Raw genomic sequence first — 15,639 nt, 5'->3', positions numbered from 1 at the left:
CCCGGAAGGCCCGTACTGTTGGTGTGATCATCATCGGGGCAAGGATTCACGGGGGCGTTCATGACCATCCACCGACCGGGGCTTCCGGAGGACCTTCCGCCGGGCGAGGCGCTGTGGGGCCGGTGGGCGCTGCTCGCGGCCATCGGGGCGACCACCGCGGAGGAGCAGCGCGCGAGCGGCTACCGCACCGGTCTCTGGGTCGACGCCGAAGGGCTCCACCACGACGACTCCGGCTGCACCTGGTGGACCATGTCCCGGAGCGGCGGGGGCCGCTTCGTGCTCTACGGCGAGGACGAGTCGAGCGGGGTGAAGTGGCATAGGACGCCGATCGACATGCTCGCGGGCGGGCCGGACTGGCTCCCGTACGACGAACTGCGCGACCGGATCGAGGGGGACGAGCTGGGCTGCGTCTACTGGTACGAGGACGGGGTCTGGGCCCGCGCGCCGTACCCCGAGGACCTTCGGGACGACGGTCTGGACTGCGGCATGAGCGGGTTCGTCGACCGGGAGCAGGTACTGGGAGAGCTGTCGGACCGCCTCGACGGCACGGACGGCGACGGGGCGGACGCGGCCGGTTTCCTGGCGGACGCCGAGGCGCACCGGCTGCGGCCGGAGCTTCTGCTCGAACGCCTGCGGCCCGCCCGCCACGACGACGCGCCGCTGGACCTGCCCGCCGTGGCCAGGGCCCTCGACCTGGCGGGCCTCACCGTCGCCTCCTGACGGCGCGGGCCGGAGCTTGGTGCTCAGTCCGCCCGGGGCAGCAGGGGGCCGAGCGGGCCGAGGTCGAGGTTGAGGTCCTGGAGCGTGTAGCCGTGCTCGGCGCAGAGGTCGGACAGGGCGTCGTGCAGGGCCATCAGGGTGGCGCCCAGCTCCTCCTCCTGGTCGTCGGTGAGGTCGCCCGCGTCGACGCGCCGCAGGGCCTGTCGCTCGATGAGCTGGCGCAGGAGTTCCACGACGGTGAGGACGAGTTTGAGCAGGTCCTCCTCGACCGATTCGTGGTCGGTACGGAGGCGGCGCGCAGGGCGCCGGGGTTCGTCGGCCGGGGTGGGCGGGGCCTGGAGGAGGCGGAAGGCGTCGTTCAGGGCGGTGCCCGCCCGGTCCAGGGGCGGGGGCGCCCCGGGGGACGGCCGGGAAGGGGTTCTCCGCTCCCCCGGTGCGGGGTCCGGCTCGTTCACGCCCGCTCCCGGTTCATCGGTGCCAGCGGGTCCGACTCCGAGTCGACGGACACGATCAGGGCACGGAGGGAGACGCGGACGAGGTCGATGTCCGCGATCGACAGGACGATGTCGCCGGAGAGGACCACTCCCCCGCTGAGCAGCCTGTCGAGCAGGTCGACCAGGGCGACCTGCCGGCCGGGCAGCGACTCGGTGGGCCGGGAGACGGTCACGGCGCACGCCCCTCCCCTGTTCCCCCGGTCTCCCTGGTCTCCCCGGTGGCTTCGGGCGCGGGCGGCGGTGACGGCGTGGCGAAGGAGTAGGGGGCCCACGGGCCGGTCACCTCGACGCGTACGCCGTCGAGGCCCTCCACCACGGCGGTGAGCGCCGTACGGAACTCCTCGGCGCGGTCGTACGGGACGAGATAGGCGTCGTTGAGGACGTTCTCCTCCGGGCCCGCCAGGGCCCCGCGCTGGGCGGGGTGGCGCACGCGGTGCGTACTGAACCGGGAGGCCAGGGCCTCGACGCGGTCGGCGGCCTCCTGCGCGTGCCGGTAGCGGACCTCCTGGGCGCTGTGCTGGGCCCGGCGGCTTCGCAAATAGGCCTTGCCGGGAGTGAGGGAGCCGTCGGCGGCGGTGCCTTCGCGGGGATCCGGGGGGCCGGTGGGGCTGAGGTACAGCTTGACGCCGAACTCGCTCCGGTCGCGGAGGAGGGCGATCCGTTCGGCGAAGACCCGGCGCTGGGCGGCGAGGGCGCGGCAGGCGCGGTCGTCGTTCTGGTAGACGGTCGCCAGGCGCAGCGGGAGGACGGTGTCGTGGCGGGCGACGGTCTGGACGACCTCGTGATGGGCGCGGGCGACGCCCTCCAGCCACTCCAGGTCCTCGAAGCGGGCCTTCAGCGTCCGCTCGTCGAACTCGTCCGGCGCGACCCGGCTGACGACGAACGCGACGGGGGCGGGTGGAGAGGAGGGCGCGGGATCGGATGTGGGCCCGGGATCGGGTTCGGGTCCGGGCGCAGGTTCGGGTTCGCCCAGGAGGGACACGGGAGCGCCCGACACCCCCCGGAGGCCCTTGAGGGACGCGCGTACCTCCCGCGTGTCCGGAGCCACGGCGTACACATAGGTGAGGTCCCCGGGGCCGTTCATCTGCTGCGCTTCCGTGGTGTCCTCGCCCCCGTCCCACGCCGAGGGGCCGCTTCCTCCTCGGGTTCTTCCGCCTCCTCCGCGTCTTCCACGTCCTCGACGACCTCCCCGGTCACGAGCCTCTCGCGCCGCAGTGCCTCCAGCTCCGCGCGGAGCCTGCGGTTCTCCTCCGCCAGCGGGCCGCCGGTGTGCTTGGAGGAGAGCGAGGGGTCGTGCTCCCACCAGTCGATGCCCATCTCCTTCGCCTTGTCCACGGAGGCGACCAGGATCCGCAGTTTGATCGTCAGCAGTTCGATGTCGAGCAGGTTGATGCGGATGTCCCCGGCGATGACGATGCCCTTGTCGAGCACCCGCTCCAGGATGTCCGCGAGGTTGGCGGAGGAGCTCGGGCCGTACGGCGACGGCGCCGCCCGGGAGGGGACGGATCCGAACCGGTCGGGCAGGGGGTCAGACACGGCGGCCTCGATTCCGGGTCACGGCAGCCCCCGCCGGTAGGCGTCGATCTCGTCCAGCCGGTCGAGCAGCCCGTCCTCGTACCGGTCGAAGGTCTCCTGGTCGATCTCCCCCCGTACGAGCCGGCCCTCCAGTTCCCTGAGCTCCCGCCAGACAGGGGCCGGGTCGTAGTACTCCTCCTCGGCCTCCTCCACGACCCTCCGGGCGATCCAGACGGCGCCGCGCACCGGGGCGACGGGAAGCGTGAGCAGCTGCGTCAGCAGTCCCATCCGCCACGTCTCCTTCCTTGTCTGCCCCCGTCTCCATTCCTGCTCCCGCTGCTCCCGTTCTCGCTTCCGTCTCCGCTTCCGCTTCCGTCTCCGTTTCCGTTACTGGACGAAGCTGTACGGAGGGAGGGGGCCGCTCAGGCGGAACTCCACTCCGTCCCCGAGCTGCCGGACGAGGCCCGACTGCGCCGAGAGGAACTCCTCCTTCCGGTCGTCGGAGATCAGCAGCGAGAGGTTGAGGAAGTCGTCGCCGGACGCCGGCCGGACGTTGTGCTCCCTGGCGTACGGGACGAGCGCGTCGGCCAGTCCGGCCGCGAGCGCGTCCTGCCGTTCCCGCACCTGTGCGGCGACCGTCCGGCCGAGGGTCAGCGGGAGCTGGGGGTCCGGGTCCCCGGCCCGGATCCGTTCGTTGAGCTCCCGGGTCTCGGGGGTCTCCCGCAGGATCTGGCGCAGGAGCTCCTCCTCGTTCTGGGAGGCCCTCACGTGGTACTCGGCGCAGCCGTCGAGCCGTTCCAGGTTGGCGAGGTAGCCGTCGGCGTCCTCGCGGAGCGCCCGTTCGACCGTCGCCTCGTCGGCGGCGGTGTAACCGAACTGGAGGGGCAGGACGGGACCGCCCTCCATCAGGCGTTCCTGCACCTCCTGGTGGATCAGCAGGTCGCGCCGCTTGGGCCGGATCTCCTCGGAGACGTCGCTGACCACGGCGTACAGCGGTCCGGACGCGAGGGCGCGCACGGGGGACGGCTCGGCTCCGACGCCGGTCAGGTCCTCGACGGCGAGGGGGTGGTCCTTCCCCGTGATCGCGTAGACGTAGAGGGCCATCGGTCACTCCTTCTCCCGGCGCGCCGCGCGTCGGGCGGGAGGCCGCCGGCGTCGGGGTGCGGGCTCCTCCTCCGCTTCCTCCTCCTCGTCCGGCTCGTCGTCGTCGCGGGACTTCCCGGTCAGGGACTCGGTGACGGCGTCGACCGCCCCGCTGAGGGCTCCCTTGGACTTGCCGTGGGCCCCGCCCTCCATCATTCCGCCGACGACCTCGGGGAGCTGTGCCGGAGCCTTGCGGCCGGATTCGAGGTCGAGCCGGTTGCAGGCCTCGGCGAAGCGTAGGTAGGTGTCCACGCTGGCCACCACGATCCGGGCGTCGATCTTGAGGATCTCGATCCCCACCAGCGAGACGCGGACGAAGACGTCGATCACGAGGCCCCGGTCCAGGATGAGCTCCAGGACGTCGTAGAGGGTGCCCGAGGACCCCCCGCCCCCGCCCCTGCCGACGGCGCTGCCGCCGCCCTGCGGCACCATCGTCATGGTGCCTCCCTTCACGGCCGAACCGTTCTCAGAACGGCCGATCGATCATCCCGCGGCTGTAGCGGCGGGTGCGTTCGAAGGAGATCAACGCGCCTTCCTCGTCGAGTGAGACCTTGTAACTGGCCAGCACGCTGGTCGTGTCGGGGATGCGTTCCAGCTCCACCACTTCCACCTGCGCCTCCCACCCCGAATCGGTGGGTCTGAGCGAGGAGACCGACTCGGGCGGTCTGCCGAGCAGCTTCGCCAGCTGCTCGGCGGCCGAGCTCATGGCCGAGCCCGCGTCGACGGCTTTCGCCCTGCGCGGCGCGGGTCGGCGCCGGGCGGGCGGGCGTTCCCGCCGCTCGTCGTCGGCGCGCGGGGCGGCCCGCCGGGGGCGGTCCGGATCTGCTGAGGCCATATGGCACTTCCAGAGGACGTACAGCCGGTTAAGGCTAGAATTTCATGATATAGGGACAAATGCCATGCCCGGGAGAGCAGGCTCGTTCCCCACCGCCCGAACGGGGCGTCCTTCACGGGGGCAACAAGCGGAGGTACGGCCCGGTACGGAGAGTTCCGTACGGGGCGACGGCGAGGCCGCGGACGCCCGGTGAAGGGACAGAGGTCATGGAGGACACGTCCAAGATCGCCCTGGCGGCCGCAGTGGCCGGGGGCTACGTACTGGGGCGGACGAAGAAGGGGCGCCTCGCGTTCACCGTGGCGACCTACCTGGCGGGGCGGCGCTTCGGCCTCGAACCCCGGCAGCTCGTGACGGAGGGCCTGAGCAAGCTCAAGGAGATCCCCCAGGTCGCGGAGATGGGCGACCAGCTGCGGGGCGAGGCCCTGGACGCCGGCCGTCAGGCGCTCAGGTCGGCGGCCGACCGCAAGCTCTCCGACCTCGCCGACTCGCTCCACGAACGGACGCTGGCGATCGGCAGCGGCGGGAAGGCGGACGACGAGGACGAGGACGGTCGCTACGAGGACGAGGAGGAGCAAGAGGACTACGAGGACGACGAGTCGGAGCCCGAGGAGTACGACGAGGAAGAGGACGCGTGGGAGGAGGAAGAGGAGCCGGAAGAAGAGGAAGAACCGGAGGAGGACGAGGAGGAACCGGAGGAGGACGAGGCCGAGGAGGAGGAGTCAAGGCCGCGCCGCTCCTCGCGTTCGTCGGCCCGGGCGGGCAGCACGTCCCGGGCACGCGGTACGGCCGCTTCCGCCGGGAAGGGCGCGCCCGCCAAGAAGGCGGCGGCGAGGAAGCCGGCCGCGAAGAAGAGCACTCCCGCGAAGAAGACCGCTTCCGCCCGGAAGAGCGCGCCCGCCAAGAAGGCCGCTCCCGCGAAGAAGAGCGCGCCCGCCAAGAAGACGACGGCGCACAAGGCGACGGCGAAGAAGACCGCCCCCGGGAGGACCGCGGCCAAGAAGACCACGGCACGCAAGCCGGCGGCGAAGAAGACCGCCTCGAAGAAGACGGCCGCGCGCAAGCCGTCGGCGCGGAGGTAGGTCATGGCATCCGAGAACCGCACGTCCGGCAAGGAGTCGGGATCCGGGATGGACCGGCTGCTCGGCGAACTCGGCGACTACCTCTCCGCCCAGACCGGTCAACTGGCCGAGAAGGCCACGGACAAGCTCGGGGACGTCACCGGGCAGCTCCAGGACGTGGCCGACAACGGCGGCAGCCTCGCGGACATCGGCGGGCGCATGATCCAGGGGGACTCCCCCGTCAAGGCGATGGTGGGGCATTCCCTCGGCGGCCTGAAGGACAAGGTCACCGACGCCGCGTCGAACCTGTTCGGCAAGGGGAAGGGCAAACGCAAGAGCGGGACCCAGAAGATCACCAGCATCGTCGAGACGATCGACGTGGGCGCCCCGATCCGGAGGGTGTACGACCACTGGGCCCAGTACGAGGACTTCAGCGGTTTCACGAAGGGCGTGCGCAACGTCTCCCAGGGCGACGAGACCTCCAGCGACTGGAAGGTCAAGGTGGGTCCCTCCACCCGGAGCTGGAAGGCGACGGTCCAGGAGCAGGTGCCGGACGACCACATCATCTGGACCTCGGACGGCGCCAAGGGGTCGACCCGGGGCTGCGTCAGCTTCCACGAGCTGGGCCCGTCGCTCACCCGGATCCTGGTCACCGTCGAGTACTACCCCTCCGGGCTCTTCGAGAAGACGGGCAACGTCTGGCGCGCCCAGGGCCGTCGGCTCCGCCTCGACCTGAAGCACTTCCGCCGTCACGTGACCCTCACCGACGACGAGCCGGAGGGCTGGCGCGGCGAGATACGCGACGGCGAGGTGGTCCGCACGCACGAGGAGGCCCTGGAGGAGGAACAGGAGGAGGGGGAGGAGCAGGAGCCGGACGGGGTCGACGAGGAGGAAGAGGAAGAAGGGGAGGGAGAGCCCGAGGAGGAGTACGAGGAGGGCGGGGAGTACGAGCCCGGGGAAGAGAACGAGGAGTCGTACGAGGACGAGGACGTCGAGCCCGGCCAGGAGTACGACGAGGGTTACGAGGAAGGGGACGAGGACGAGGAAGGGGAGGAAGCCGACTACGAGTCCGCCGGCCGAGGGCGGCGCGGGCGCTGATCCCCACCGGTCCCCGGACGCGAACGGGCCCGCCGCGCCCTCTTGAGAGAGGGCGCGGCGGGCCGTCGCCGGTCGGTTCCGGTTACTCCACGATCTTCAGGAGCTTGTTGGCGGTGCCGGGAGAAGCGTTGCCGATCTTGTCGGCGCTGGCGCCGCCGACCAGGGCCTCGGCGACCTGGGCCGGAGTGGCGTCGGGGTGGCCGGCGAGGTAGACGGCGGCGGCGCCGACGACGTGCGGGGTGGCCATGGACGTACCGGAGATGGTCTTGGTTCCGGTGTCGCTGTCGTTCCAGGCGGAGGTGATGTCCGAGCCGGGGGCGTAGATGTCCACGACGGCGCCGAAGTTGGAGAAGCTGGACTGCTGGTCGTCCTTGGTGGAGGAGGCGACGGTGATCGCCTCGGCCACGCGGGACGGGGAGCCCTGGCCGGCGTCGGAGGACTCGTTGCCGGCGGCGACGCCGAAGGTGACGCCGGAGGCGATGGCCTTCTTGACCGCTTCGTCGAGGGCCGGGTCGGCGCTGCCGCCGAGGCTCATGTTGGCGACGGACGGGCCTTGGTGGTTCTCGGTGACCCAGTCGATGCCGGCGATGACCTGCTCGGTGGTGCCCGAGCCGTTGTCGTCGAGGACGCGGACGGCCACGATCTTCGCCTTCTTGGCGACGCCGTGGGCGCTTCCGGCGATGGTGCCGGCGACGTGGGTTCCGTGGCCGTTGCCGTCCTGGGCGGTGTTGTCGTTGTCGATGGCGTCGAAGCCGTCGGAGGCGCGGCCGCCGAAGTCGCCGTGGCTGACGCGGACGCCGGTGTCGATGACGTACGCGGTGACGCCCTCGCCCGCGGCGTCGGGGTAGGTGTACTTCTGGTCGCCCGCGGTGTCCGCCTGGTCGACCCGGTCCAGGCCCCAGGAGGGCGGGTTCTCCTGGGTCTCGTTGATGCTGAAGGTGCGGTTCTGGACGACCTTCGCGACGGACGGGTCGGCGGCGAGGCGCTTGGCCTCGGTCTCGGTGAGGTTGTTGACGGAGAATCCGTTGACCTGGGAGTCGTAGCTGCGGCGCAGCGTGCCGCCGTACTCCTTCGCCAGCTCGGTCTTGCCGGCCTTGTCGGTCTTCTCGTCGAGCAGGACGACGTAGCTGCCCGCCACGGCGTTCTCCGCGCCGAGGCCGTAGACGGTTCCCTCCGCGGGGGTGGGGGCCGCGCCGGCGAACGGGCCGGCGGCGACGGTCACTCCGGTCGCAGCGGCGATCGCGGTCGTGACGGCGATGATCCTGAACTTGCGGGCACGCTTGTGAGTTGCCATGAAAGAGGGCTCTCCTCGTCAGGATTTGTGGGGGGTTGGGCCACCGGAAGGAAACTCTCCGGCGGCTCGCTCGAAACCCTGACCGATTGACGAGTGCAAATCAACGGGCCTTCACAGAGCTATGACTTTCTCAACAAGGTTTCTTAAAAAGTGAAGGGACAAGTCACCGCAACTCGCCCGCACGAGTCGGCTCCTCCTCGTCCGCACGACAACAACGGGCCGCTCCCGGAAGGTCGTTGACGGTTCACGTAGTGGAACGGATCGACCACCACACACGGCCGCTTCCCCGCCTCGCATTCGAAACAGCCACACTCGAAGCGGCCGTACTCGAAGCGTTCGGGCGGGGACATTCCTCTTTCGGCCATGTGGACGGCGAGGCACGACCCCCGCGCCGCAGGGATCGGTGTACCCGGCACGAACACCCATTCGCCCACCCTGGCGGTTCACGCCGCGTCCGAAACACATGTGTTCGACACGCCCGGCGGTCTCGTTGAACCTCGTGACACCCCACCTCCTCGCTTCCGGAGGCCGCCATGCGTCCCGTACCGATCTCCCCGACTCCCCTGCCCGCCGTCCCTCTGGGTCGCCGCGCCGCCGGCACCTTCCCCCCGGTGCGTCCGGAGACGAGGGGGACGGCATGAGCCACGACGACGGCCCTCCGGGAACGGCCGCGGCAGAGGGCACCTCGGCCTCCGAGCAGCTCCTCTTCGGCGGCGAACTCACCTACGACTACGGCTGGGGTGCCCACAACGGCGCCTGGCTCAAGCTCAGTCTCCGCTCCATGGCCGCCTCGCTGCCCCGGCAGGTCGCGGTCGCCGTCCGGCTGGCCCGCCGGGCGGATCCACGGGCCCTCACCACCGTCGCCGTCGGCGAGGTCGTGCGCGGCGTCACCCAGGCCGTGTCCCTGATCGCGGTCAACGCCCTGCTCGTCGAGCTGCTCGCCCCCGGCGACATCACCGGCCGACTGCGGGCCGCGCTGCCGTCGCTCGTCCTGGTGGCCGTCCTCGCGGTCGTCGGGTCGGCCTGCAAGTCGGCGTCGACCGCCGCGACCGGTGTCCTGGAGCCGAAGGTCCAGCGGGCGGCGACCGAGCGCTACCTCGGCCTGGTGGCCCGGGTGGAACTGGAGGCGATCGAGGACGACGCCTTCCACAAGCTGATGGACTCCGCCCAGTGGGGAGCCGAGTCGGCCCGGCGGATGGTCGTCTACTGCACCGCCGTCGTCACCTCCGCGATCTCCCTCGTCGCCGCGGCCGGTGTCCTGACCGTGCTGCACCCCGCGCTGCTCCCCCTGCTGATCTGCATGGCGCTGCCGAGTGCCTGGGGGTCGCTGACGATGGCCCGTCACCGGTACGTCAGCTGGCACCGCTTCGTGCAGCACGTGCGGGCCGGCCAGCTCATCAGCCGGCTCCTGATCGACCAGCAGGCGGCGGCCGAGGTCCGCGTCCACGACGTGGCGCCGTTCCTCCTGAAGCACTATCGGCAGATGGCGGAGACGAGCGAGCGCGAGCAGACCCGGCTCGCCTGGATCGGCGCCCGCACGGGCCTGTTCTCGGACTCGGCGCGCGGAATCGCGACCGTCGCCACCTACGGCGTCCTCGGGCTGCTGCTGTGGAACGGGCGGATGGACCTGGCCGTGGCCGGTACGGCCGTACTGGCGATCCGCACCGGATCGGCGAGCATCACCGACCTCGTCCTGCGCGTCACCGAGGTCCAGGAAGAGGCCCTGTTCGTCGCCGACCTGGAGACCCTGTGCGACGAGGCCGTACGGCGCGCCATTCCCGCAGGCGGGCTCGACCTGCCCGAGCGGTTCGACGAGATCCGGTTCGAGAAGGTGTCCTTCACCTATCCCGGCGCGGACAAGCCGTCCCTGCACGAGGTGGACCTCGTCATCCCCCGGGGCCGGACGGTCGCCCTCGTGGGCCGCAACGGCAGCGGCAAGTCGACCCTCGTCCGGCTGCTGAGCGGGGCGCGGCTCCCCGACGCGGGCCGGGTCCTCTGGGGAGGCGTGGACACGGCCGAGGCCGACCGCGCGCAGGTCTTCGACCGTGTCGCGATGGTCGCCCAGGACTTCTACCGCTGGCCCTTCACCGCGCGCGTCAACGTCGGCATCGGCCGCCCGGGGGCCGCGATGGACGACACCGCGATCGGGGCCGCGGCCAGGTACGCGGGGGCGGACGAGGTCGTCGGGAGCCTCCCTCGCGGTCTGGACACCCTGCTCTCGCGCGGCTACAAGGGCGGGCAGGAGATCTCCGGCGGCCAGTGGCAGAAGATCGGCCTCGCCCGCGCCCGATACCGCGACGGGGCCGTCCTGATCGTGGACGAGCCCACGAGCGCGCTCGACCCGGCGGCCGAGCAGCGGGTCTTCGACCAGATCCACCGGCTGGCGGGCACCGGGCAGACCACGGTCCTGATCACCCACCGCCTGCACAGCGTGCGCCACGCGGACCTGATCTACGTCCTCGACGAGGGCCGGGTCGTCGAGCAGGGGACCTTCGAGCGGCTCATGGACCCGGCGACGGGCACGGGCGCGTTCCGGACGGCGTACGAGCTGCAGGCCCGTCAGTTCACGTCCCCGGCGGTGCCGGCGCAGCCCGCCCCGGCGGCGGACGGCGCGGACGGGTCCGCCGCCCCGCTCGGCGAGGGGACGGCACTGTCGTGACGCCCGCTCCTTCCGAGGCCCGGACCTCCCGGGTGGCCTTCCTGCTCCGCGACGCCTTCGGCATCGTGCCCGTCGCCGTCGAGACGGGCCCGGCGGGGACCGACACCCTGAACTTCGTCGTCACGGGGGACGACGGACACCGCTGGTTCGTGAAGACCTCCCCGCACGGTGCGGACCTGTCGGAGGCCGAGGGCGCTGCCGCGCTGGCCGCGTACGCGGGGCGGTGCGGGGTGCCGGTCGCCGCCGCCCGTCCCATGGTGGGCGGGGACCGGTTCGTCGCCGCTCACCGGGGCACGGCCGTGTCGGTGACGGAGTACGTCCCCGGAGCTGTGACGGCGGACGGGCGGCTGGACGGCGGGCTGTGGGAGGAGGTCGGCGACGTGGTCGGCCGGCTGCACCACGGCCTGGCCCGGCACGCGTTCGGGCCGCCGGAGCTCGGGCCGAGGGACAAGACCGTCGACCTCGCGCGCAACCCCGCGCGGCTCGCCGACCTCGTCCGCCGGTACGAGGCCGCTCCCCCGGCCACGGAGTTCGAACGGTGGGCGGTACGGACGGCCCGCGAGAAGCCGGCGCGGCTTCCGGAGGTCGAACGGCTCCTGGAGAAGGTCCCGCCGAGGATGCTGACGCAGCTGGTGCACGGGGACCCGTCGGGTCCGAACGTCCTGTTGAAGGGCCGCCGGGTGGCCGCGCTGATCGACTTCCGTCCGCCGGGCCGGCGGGGACCGGTGTGGGAGCTGGGCCGGCCGGCGCTCGCCCCCCGCACGGTCCTCTCGCGGCCGGACTGGCCGGGCGGCCTGGGCCGGCTCGCCGCCGCCTATCACGCGCGGTACCCGGCGGTGGGGGTGGAGGAGCTGGTGTGCGTGGCACGGGTGGCCGCCGTCGCCCTCGCGCTGTCCGTGTATCCGCTGAACGCGGTCGTGGCCGGTCTCGGCCCGGCCACCGACTCCCCGGAGTCGTACGCCCGGGACCGGCACCGGGCCGCCGCCGTGCTGCGGGAGCGGCTGGACGAGGCCGGGGAACTCCTGCGCGAACACCTCCGACGCACCGCTCCCGTGGGCAGTCCATGATGACCGCGGTCTCCCCGCTCCCGAACTCTGCGAGGTTCTGACATGCCGCTCTCCCTTTCCCACCTCGGTGACCTGCTGGCCCTGTACCTGGAGCGGCACCCCGGCGAGCGGGGCGCCCTGGGGCCGCTGCGGGCCGCGCTCGACGCGGGCGGCGATCCGGCGAGCCGCGCCGTCCTCCCCGGGGACCTCGCGTACAGCGCGGTCGTGATCGACCGCGACCGGCGGGTCCTGCACGTACGCCACCGGACGACCGGGCGGCTGCTCGTCCCGGGCGGCCGGTTCGAGGACTCCGACGGGACGCTGTCGGCCGCCGCCCTGCGGACGGCCGAGGAGGAGACGGGGCTCCCGGCCTCCTCCTTCGCGCCGATGCCGGGTTTCGGGGCCGGGCCGATCGACATCGACGTCGCCCCCGCCCGCACTCCCACTCCCACTCCCACTCCCACGGGAGAAGAACCGGCCCACCCGCAATACGACTTCCGCTTCGTCTTCCGCCTCGCCGACGACGCTCCGGAGCCCGTCCCGAGGGCCGAGGAGGCCGACGGAACGTGCTGGCTGCCCTTCGACCAGGTGTCCTCGCCCGGCCTGCGGGCCAAGCTGAACGGCTCGGGGCCGACCGACGGGGCCGTCCCGCCGTCCTCCTTCCCGTCCGGGAGCGTGCCGCAGATCGTCGGGGTCCACCTCTGGCTGGAGCGCGACGGGAAGGTGCTGCTCGGCCTGCGGCACCCGGACTCGGCGTACGCGGGGAGCCTGTGGCACTTCCTCGCCGGGCACTGCGAGACGGAGTCGGCGACCGCCTGTCTCGCCCGTGAGGCGTACGAGGAGGCCGGGCTCGTGATCGACCCGGCCGACCTCGACCTCGTACACGTCGTCCACCTGCTGCACCGGCCCGGGGTTCCGCCGCGCGTCCAGTTGTTCTTCCGCGCCCGCCACTGGGAGGGGGTTCCGGAGCTGCGCGAACCCGACAAGTGCGCCGCGTGGCGGTGGTGGGACCCCAAGGACCTTCCCGACGCCCTCGTCCCGTACGCCCGCGCGGCGATCGAAGGAATCGGGACCGGCCGTCTCTACACCGAGGCGGGGTGGTCGCGTTGACCGGTGGCCGTACCGTTCCCGCGATCCACGATCCGCGATCCGCGATCCACGGATGGCAGAGGTGCGTCATGCGCCCGATCCGGTCATCCCCGCACGGGACCTCGGGCCCGGTGCGGAGTTCACCCCCTATGCTTCTACACGCATGTAGACAAGAGAGCGTCGCAGCTCAAGTGCTGCGTCGCGCACGTGACATGAAGGAGTGAACGCCCGATGGTGTTCAAGCGTCTGCTCGGCTCGCTCGGCGTGGGGGGTCCCTCGGTGGACACCGTGCTCGATCCGGGCGCGGTGGCGCCGGGTGGTGTCCTCGGCGGGCAGGTACACCTCCAGGGAGGCGATGCCGATTTCACCGTCGAGCACATCACCCTGGAGCTGGTGGCCCGGGTGGAGGCCGAGCACGACGAGGGGGAGTCGGAGGGCACGGTCGTGTTCCACCGGCACGTGGTCGGCGGAAACTTCCGCCTCGCGGAGCACGAGCGGCGCAGCGTGCCCTTCTCCTTCCCGCTGCCGTGGGAGACCCCGGTCACCGAGCTGTACGGGCAGGACCTGGGCATCGTCCTCGGGGTGCGCACCGAACTCGGGATCGCCGGGGCGCGGGACAAGGGCGACCTGGATCCGCTCGCGGTGCGCCCCCTGCCCGCCCAGGAGGCGATCCTGGAGGCCTTCGGCCAGTTGGGGTTCGGCTTCAAGTCGGCCGACCTGGAGCTGGGCCGCGTCAACGGCACCGGGCAGCAGCTGCCCTTCTACCAGGAGATCGAGATCACCCCGGCTCCCCGGTACGCGCATCAGGTCAACGAGATCGAGTTGACGTTCCTGGCCGGGCCGGCCGGTCTGGAGGTCGTCCTGGAGGCCGACAAGCGCGGCGGCCCCTTCTCCGAGGGCCACGACGTGCTCACCCGTTTCACCGTGAGCCACCACGAGGTCGAGGGGGTCGACTGGAACGCCCGGGTCGAGGAGTGGGTCGGCGGCCTCGTGGACCACCACGCCTCGTACCACCCCCAGGGCTCGTACCTCGACCACGGCCACGGCCATGGGCACGGGGGTGGGCACCGCTCGGGGCCCGGCGTGGGCACCGCGGTCGCGGCCGGTGCGGCCGGACTGGCCGTCGGGGTGGTCGGCGGCATGGTCGCCGCCGAAGTCGTGGACGAGGTGGGCGACTTCTTCGAGGGCGACGACGAGGACGAGGGCGAGGGCGACGAGGAGTAGGGCGACGAGGAGTAGGGCCTTCCGCCGCCGGGGGCTCGTGGCCGGGACCCGTGGCCGCGTATGGTCGCGGGCCCCCGGCGGAGCGGGCACGGTCGCGGGCCCCCGGCGGAACCGGGAGGGCACACGGGCACATACCGTAATTTTCTACACTGCTGTAGATTTCTAGGCACTGGTACTCGATGATCCGGGGCCGGGCCCGGCCCGGTCCCGTACGAAGGGATGCGGCATGGGTGTGAGCCTGGCCAAGGGTGGCAACGTCTCGCTGAGCAAGGAGGCCCCGGGACTGACCGCGGTCGTGGTGGGTCTGGGTTGGGACGTGCGGACGACCACCGGCTCCGACTACGACCTCGACGCCAGCGCGCTGCTCCTGAACGAGGCCGGCAAGGTCCTCTCCGACCGGCACTTCGTCTTCTACAACAACCTCACCAGCCCCGACGGTTCGGTCGAGCACACCGGCGACAACCTCACGGGCGAGGGCGACGGCGACGACGAGAGCGTCAAGGTCGCCCTGTCCGCCGTTCCCGCCGAGATCCAGCGGATCGTCTTCCCGGTCTCGATCCACGACGCCGCGAACCGCGGCCAGAGCTTCGGCCAGGTCCGCAACGCCTTCATCCGCGTCGTCAACCAGGCCGACGGCGCCGAACTCGCCCGCTACGACCTCTCCGAGGACGCCGCCACCGAGACGGCCATGGTCTTCGGCGAGCTCTACCGGCACGGCGCCGAGTGGAAGTTCCGCGCGGTGGGCCAGGGATACGCCTCCGGCCTCGCCGGCATCGCGGCCGACTTCGGCGTGAACGTCTGACCCCCGCCCGGCCCCGCCGCCCCGCACCCACGCCCCTCGCCTCACCGAAGAGGACACGGACACCATGTTCGGCATCAGCGAAATCGCCATCCTGCTCATCGTCGTCATCCTGCTTCTCGGCGCCAAGAAGCTCCCCGACCTCGCCCGTTCGATGGGCAAGTCGGCCCGGATCCTCAAGAGCGAGGCCGCCGCGATGAAGGCCGAGGCGACACCGCCGTCCACGACCGAGGGGCCGACGGTGATCACGGGAATCGTCCACCCCGCCCCGGGCGACACCACCCGTCCCCCGGCGGGCCCCGCCGGCCCCGACGCGCCCCGCGCCTGAGCCGGCGGACACCCCGACCGACACCGTCCCGACGCCGTACGGAAGGCAGCCTCCCCTCCATGAGCATCATCAGCTGGATCGTCCTCGGACTCCTGGCCGGAGCCATCGCCAAGGTCCTCCTGCCGGGCCGCGATCCGGGCGGGTTCATCGGCACCACCCTCATCGGCATCGCCGGTGCCTTCCTCGGCGGCTGGCTCTCCGCCCGGTTCCTCGACCGGCCGATAGAGAACCAGTTCTTCGACCTGGCCACCTGGGGCGCCGCCATCGCCGGGTCGTTCGTCCTCCTGGTCGCGTACCGGCTGCTGTTCGGCAACTCCCGCGACTGACCCGGCGGCGG

Annotated in this window: 19 protein-coding genes; 10 read left to right on the top strand and 9 right to left on the bottom strand. The window is 71.9% G+C overall.

What is annotated here, in order from left to right:
- Positions 1-60 precede the first annotated feature (60 nt).
- Positions 61-720, top strand: coding sequence for a hypothetical protein (locus ACIQVI_RS05930; protein ID WP_403591534.1), 660 nt, complete (start codon positions 61-63; stop codon positions 718-720).
- A gap of 23 nt (positions 721-743) precedes the next feature.
- Here ACIQVI_RS05930 and ACIQVI_RS05925 read toward each other — a convergent pair whose 3' ends face one another.
- From ACIQVI_RS05925 to ACIQVI_RS05890, 8 genes are all read right to left on the bottom strand, one after another.
- Positions 744-1,175 (bottom strand): gas vesicle protein K, encoded by a 432-nt coding sequence (locus ACIQVI_RS05925; protein WP_403591531.1) that lies wholly within the window; start codon positions 1,173-1,175, stop codon positions 744-746.
- Positions 1,172-1,387 (bottom strand): gas vesicle protein, encoded by a 216-nt coding sequence (locus ACIQVI_RS05920; RefSeq protein ID WP_053648488.1) that lies wholly within the window; start codon positions 1,385-1,387, stop codon positions 1,172-1,174. The genes ACIQVI_RS05925 and ACIQVI_RS05920 overlap by 4 nt, the downstream gene beginning before the upstream one ends.
- Complete coding sequence (locus ACIQVI_RS05915; RefSeq protein WP_403591528.1) at positions 1,384-2,298, bottom strand: GvpL/GvpF family gas vesicle protein; 915 nt, start codon at positions 2,296-2,298, stop codon at positions 1,384-1,386. The genes ACIQVI_RS05920 and ACIQVI_RS05915 overlap by 4 nt, the downstream gene beginning before the upstream one ends.
- A complete protein-coding gene (locus tag ACIQVI_RS05910) occupies positions 2,295-2,750 on the bottom strand; it encodes a gas vesicle protein (protein WP_403591525.1) in 456 nt (151 codons plus the stop codon). The genes ACIQVI_RS05915 and ACIQVI_RS05910 overlap by 4 nt, the downstream gene beginning before the upstream one ends.
- Positions 2,751-2,768: 18 nt before the next feature.
- Positions 2,769-3,017: a gas vesicle protein GvpG gene (locus ACIQVI_RS05905; protein WP_121830905.1), complete on the bottom strand. Its 249-nt coding sequence runs from the start codon at positions 3,015-3,017 to the stop codon at positions 2,769-2,771.
- 99 nt (positions 3,018-3,116) lie between these two features.
- Positions 3,117-3,833 carry a GvpL/GvpF family gas vesicle protein gene (locus ACIQVI_RS05900; protein ID WP_403591522.1) on the bottom strand — a complete coding sequence of 239 codons (717 nt, stop codon included), beginning with the start codon at positions 3,831-3,833 and terminating at the stop codon, positions 3,117-3,119.
- Between the two features lie 3 nt (positions 3,834-3,836).
- Positions 3,837-4,310 (bottom strand): gas vesicle structural protein GvpA, encoded by a 474-nt coding sequence (locus ACIQVI_RS05895; RefSeq protein ID WP_121830907.1) that lies wholly within the window; start codon positions 4,308-4,310, stop codon positions 3,837-3,839.
- A gap of 28 nt (positions 4,311-4,338) precedes the next feature.
- Entirely contained in the window at positions 4,339-4,707 is a 369-nt protein-coding gene (locus tag ACIQVI_RS05890; RefSeq protein WP_403591519.1) for a gas vesicle protein, read from the bottom strand.
- Between the two features lie 206 nt (positions 4,708-4,913).
- Here ACIQVI_RS05890 and ACIQVI_RS05885 point away from each other — a divergent pair, with 206 nt between their 5' ends.
- The gene (locus ACIQVI_RS05885) at positions 4,914-5,786 is read left to right on the top strand and encodes a histone protein (protein ID WP_403591516.1); all 873 of its coding nucleotides are present in this window, start codon (positions 4,914-4,916) and stop codon (positions 5,784-5,786) included.
- Between the two features lie 3 nt (positions 5,787-5,789).
- The gene (locus ACIQVI_RS05880; RefSeq protein ID WP_403591513.1) at positions 5,790-6,863 is read left to right on the top strand and encodes an SRPBCC family protein; all 1,074 of its coding nucleotides are present in this window, start codon (positions 5,790-5,792) and stop codon (positions 6,861-6,863) included.
- 82 nt (positions 6,864-6,945) lie between these two features.
- On the opposite strand, the gene ACIQVI_RS05875 is transcribed toward ACIQVI_RS05880, so the two are convergent.
- A complete protein-coding gene (locus ACIQVI_RS05875) occupies positions 6,946-8,157 on the bottom strand; it encodes a S8 family serine peptidase (protein ID WP_403591510.1) in 1,212 nt (403 codons plus the stop codon).
- Between the two features lie 637 nt (positions 8,158-8,794).
- Here ACIQVI_RS05875 and ACIQVI_RS05870 point away from each other — a divergent pair.
- The 7 genes from ACIQVI_RS05870 (at position 8,795) to ACIQVI_RS05840 (ending at position 15,628) form a co-directional block, all read left to right on the top strand.
- Positions 8,795-10,816: an ABC transporter ATP-binding protein gene (locus ACIQVI_RS05870; RefSeq protein ID WP_403591507.1), complete on the top strand. Its 2,022-nt coding sequence runs from the start codon at positions 8,795-8,797 to the stop codon at positions 10,814-10,816.
- Entirely contained in the window at positions 10,813-11,883 is a 1,071-nt protein-coding gene (locus ACIQVI_RS05865; RefSeq protein ID WP_403591504.1) for an aminoglycoside phosphotransferase family protein, read from the top strand. Before ACIQVI_RS05870 ends, ACIQVI_RS05865 begins: the two co-directional genes overlap by 4 nt.
- 42 nt (positions 11,884-11,925) lie before the next feature.
- Positions 11,926-12,972, top strand: a complete 1,047-nt coding sequence (locus ACIQVI_RS05860) for an NUDIX domain-containing protein (protein WP_403591501.1) — start codon at positions 11,926-11,928, stop codon at positions 12,970-12,972.
- Positions 12,973-13,182: 210 nt separating this feature from the next.
- Complete coding sequence (locus ACIQVI_RS05855; protein WP_351974091.1) at positions 13,183-14,175, top strand: sporulation protein; 993 nt, start codon at positions 13,183-13,185, stop codon at positions 14,173-14,175.
- A gap of 226 nt (positions 14,176-14,401) precedes the next feature.
- Complete coding sequence (locus ACIQVI_RS05850; protein ID WP_351974092.1) at positions 14,402-14,977, top strand: TerD family protein; 576 nt, start codon at positions 14,402-14,404, stop codon at positions 14,975-14,977.
- A gap of 64 nt (positions 14,978-15,041) precedes the next feature.
- Positions 15,042-15,302, top strand: a complete 261-nt coding sequence (gene tatA / locus ACIQVI_RS05845) for a Sec-independent protein translocase subunit TatA (protein ID WP_121830917.1) — start codon at positions 15,042-15,044, stop codon at positions 15,300-15,302.
- 59 nt (positions 15,303-15,361) lie between these two features.
- Positions 15,362-15,628, top strand: a complete 267-nt coding sequence (locus ACIQVI_RS05840; protein WP_351974093.1) for a GlsB/YeaQ/YmgE family stress response membrane protein — start codon at positions 15,362-15,364, stop codon at positions 15,626-15,628.
- Positions 15,629-15,639: the final 11 nt, after the last annotated feature.

The sequence above is a fragment of the Streptomyces sp. NPDC098101 genome (genome assembly GCF_044760185.1).
GTDB lineage: Bacteria > Actinomycetota > Actinomycetes > Streptomycetales > Streptomycetaceae > Streptomyces.
Note: the sequence above shows the minus strand (reverse complement) of the source record. Positions and strands in the feature narration are given on the sequence as shown.

What these genes read in the sequence shown, in the direction of transcription:
- ACIQVI_RS05880 (WP_403591513.1), top strand. Translation starts at nt 5,790, where the DNA reads ATGGCATCCGAGAACCGCACGTCCGGCAAGGAGTCGGGATCCGGGATG.
- ACIQVI_RS05915 (WP_403591528.1), bottom strand. Translation starts at nt 2,298, where the DNA reads ATGAACGGCCCCGGGGACCTCACCTATGTGTACGCCGTGGCTCCGGAC.
- ACIQVI_RS05875 (WP_403591510.1), bottom strand. Translation starts at nt 8,157, where the DNA reads ATGGCAACTCACAAGCGTGCCCGCAAGTTCAGGATCATCGCCGTCACG.
- ACIQVI_RS05840 (WP_351974093.1), top strand. Translation starts at nt 15,362, where the DNA reads ATGAGCATCATCAGCTGGATCGTCCTCGGACTCCTGGCCGGAGCCATC.
- ACIQVI_RS05860 (WP_403591501.1), top strand. Translation starts at nt 11,926, where the DNA reads ATGCCGCTCTCCCTTTCCCACCTCGGTGACCTGCTGGCCCTGTACCTG.
- ACIQVI_RS05850 (WP_351974092.1), top strand. Translation starts at nt 14,402, where the DNA reads ATGGGTGTGAGCCTGGCCAAGGGTGGCAACGTCTCGCTGAGCAAGGAG.
- ACIQVI_RS05930 (WP_403591534.1), top strand. Translation starts at nt 61, where the DNA reads ATGACCATCCACCGACCGGGGCTTCCGGAGGACCTTCCGCCGGGCGAG.
- ACIQVI_RS05870 (WP_403591507.1), top strand. Translation starts at nt 8,795, where the DNA reads ATGAGCCACGACGACGGCCCTCCGGGAACGGCCGCGGCAGAGGGCACC.
- ACIQVI_RS05905 (WP_121830905.1), bottom strand. Translation starts at nt 3,017, where the DNA reads ATGGGACTGCTGACGCAGCTGCTCACGCTTCCCGTCGCCCCGGTGCGC.
- ACIQVI_RS05890 (WP_403591519.1), bottom strand. Translation starts at nt 4,707, where the DNA reads ATGGCCTCAGCAGATCCGGACCGCCCCCGGCGGGCCGCCCCGCGCGCC.
- ACIQVI_RS05900 (WP_403591522.1), bottom strand. Translation starts at nt 3,833, where the DNA reads ATGGCCCTCTACGTCTACGCGATCACGGGGAAGGACCACCCCCTCGCC.
- ACIQVI_RS05855 (WP_351974091.1), top strand. Translation starts at nt 13,183, where the DNA reads ATGGTGTTCAAGCGTCTGCTCGGCTCGCTCGGCGTGGGGGGTCCCTCG.
- ACIQVI_RS05885 (WP_403591516.1), top strand. Translation starts at nt 4,914, where the DNA reads ATGGAGGACACGTCCAAGATCGCCCTGGCGGCCGCAGTGGCCGGGGGC.
- tatA (WP_121830917.1), top strand. Translation starts at nt 15,042, where the DNA reads ATGTTCGGCATCAGCGAAATCGCCATCCTGCTCATCGTCGTCATCCTG.
- ACIQVI_RS05895 (WP_121830907.1), bottom strand. Translation starts at nt 4,310, where the DNA reads ATGACGATGGTGCCGCAGGGCGGCGGCAGCGCCGTCGGCAGGGGCGGG.